A 2,689-nucleotide genomic window follows, 5' to 3' on the forward strand; every position below is an offset into this window, starting at 1 on the left:
ACCAAACCGCATTACCAAACAACAAAATTACCAAATCACCCAATCGTAGGGCGCCGTTAGGCCGCAGGCCGTAATGCGCCGTTGGGTGCGAAGCACCCATGGTTGAACCAAACCGCATTACCAAACAACAAAATTACCAAATCACCCAATCGTAGGGCGCCGTTAGGCCGTAGGCCGTAATGCGCCGTTGGGTGCGAAGCACCCATGGTTGAACCAAACCGCATTGGCGTTATACGAGGGCTGCGCCCTCGCCCAACGTATCTTTATACCCAACTTAATTTATTGCGGGGTAAGATACGCTGTTAAAAAGCTATCAAAATCCATGTCGTCAGACTGTTCTACTGCCAACTGGGCCTCAAGAGAAACCTGGGCCTTCTCATCGAAAGCTTTCAGCAATGCCTCGTCCATCGGCTTACCTTGCCAAATCTTGTGCTGCAATGTGGCCAACTCCAGCATAGCTGATTGGTAACCACCACCTTTCTCACAACGCTTAAGTAATTTCGCGGCAGGTAATAACTCTGGATTCGCTAATTTCTCTTGTTGAGTTTTTACTGCGGTAATGTAATTGTCATTGCCGGTTTGTTGAGCTAAGAAGGCGGCCACTTCCGCAAGATCCTGTAGTACGCTGTTTGCTTTCTCACTTAATTTAATGGGACCAGCACCAAAATCAAATGCCTTGTTTAAATCCTGACCATGCAACGCAATTTCTTGCTGTGTCGTGCGTAAAATATGGCATTCTTCGCTACTCAATGGAGCATCAGAGCGAAGCATGCAATAAAGCAAAAAGACGTCAATAAAGTAGAGCGTTTTACTATCCATACCAATTGGTGAACTTGGATCGATATCCATAATGCGAACTTCAATGTATTCCACACCGCGTGCTTGTAAAGCGGCACTTGGATGCTCCCCAGGAAGCGTGACTCGCTTAGGGCGGATGTCACTGTAATATTCGTTTTCAATCTGCAATAAGTTATCGTTCAGTTGACGGTATTCGCCATTCACCTTAACGCCAATGTCCTGATAAGCCTTATAGGGTGTACGAAGGGCTTCTTTAATGGTCTTAATGTAAGTGCTTACTTCGTTGTAACAAACATACAACCCAGCTTGAGCTTTATTTTGATAACCTAAATCACTCATACGAAGCGAAGTCGCTTGAGCCGCAAACCAAGTATCTGTTTTTAAGCTATCGAGTTTGTTTGGTTTATCGGGGAAAAAGCTAGAGTCAATGGCAGGAGAGGCTCCAAATAGCAGAGACAGCATCCAGGACTTACGACGAAAGTTTCGGATAAGGGTGAAATAACTCTCAGACTTGAAATCTTGTTTCTGCTCAGAAGTTAAAGCCTGTTTACCTTTGTAGTTTTCTAAAAACTGCCAAAAATCCTTATCAAAGGAAAAGTTATAATGCATGCCAGCAATGCATTGCATAATTCGACCATAGCGGTTCGATAGGCCTTCTCGATAAACTTTCTTCAGTTTACCTGTGTTAGACGTACCGTAATCTGCGATTGGAACATCCTGATCTTCATCTAAAAAACACGGCATACTGGCCGGCCATAAACATTCATCTTGTTTATCCAGTTGGTAGTGCACCAGCTGGTGTATGTCTTCAAGCTCTTTAATAACACCCTCAACATTCGGGTGCACACTAGTAATGAACTCCATGAGAGACTCTGAATAGTCTGTCGTTATTGACTCATGGGTTAACGATGAGCCTAAACTCGCAGGATGTGGAAGATGAGAAATACGACCTGTGGTTTTATTAACACGAAGTGCTTCACGTTCAACTCCACGATGAAACGTTAAAGCGGAGGTCGAAGAGTCTTGGTGGCAATGTGCCGCTAAAGCCTGCAAAGCATTTGTTAAAGTGATCAAGCAAACTTCCTTCTAAGAATAAGTCAGGCGAATAAATGTTAGTGATTGTACTCGCCTTGGCTTAGCCTCAGCAAGAAAGACTTACCCAGTGCACATTAATTACAGATTTGCGAAGACTTTAGCTGCCTATAATACGCCTTTTGGTTAGAAGCGGTCATGATTGAGCCAAACCACATTCGCGCTATACGAGGGCTATGCCCTCGGCGTCAGATTCGCTTCGCGAACCGTGACCTACACATCAACATGCAATTTTTCGATTAAACACAATGCCCCGTCAATCGTAGGGCGCCGTTAGGCCGAAGGCCGTGATGCGCCGTTGGGTGCGAAGCGGTCATGATTGAGCCAAACCACATTGGCGTTATACGAGAGCTTCGCCCTCGGCGTCAGATTCGCTTCGCGAACCGTGACCTACACATCAACATGCAATTTTTCGATTAAACACAATGCCCCGTCAATCGTAGGGCGCTGTTAGGCCGAAGGCCGTAATGCGCCGTTGGGTGCGAAGCGGTCATGATTGAACCAAACCGCATTGGCGTTATACGAGGGCTTCGCCCTCGGCGTCAGATTCGCTTCGCGAACCATGACCTACGCATCAACACGCAACGCTTCGATTAAACACAATGCCCCGTCAATCGTAGGGCGCCGTTAGGCCGCAGGCCGTAATGCGCCGTTGGGTGCGAAGCGGTCATGATTGAACCAAACCACATTGGCGCTATACGAGGGCTATGCCCTCGGCGTCAGATTCGCTTCGCGAACCGTGACCTACACATAACATGCAATGCTCCGATTAAACACAATGCCCCGTCAATCGTAGGGC

Annotated in this window: 1 protein-coding gene; it reads right to left on the minus strand. The window is 46.8% G+C overall.

The features are described 5' to 3' along the window. Nucleotides 1–279 precede the first annotated feature (279 nt). The gene (gene gshA, locus ACYVGZ_RS04560) at nt 280–1,872 is read right to left on the minus strand and encodes a glutamate--cysteine ligase (RefSeq protein ID WP_460751863.1); all 1,593 of its coding nucleotides are present in this window, start codon (nt 1,870–1,872) and stop codon (nt 280–282) included. Nucleotides 1,873–2,689: the final 817 nt, after the last annotated feature.

Source organism: Marinomonas epiphytica, assembly GCF_054780655.1.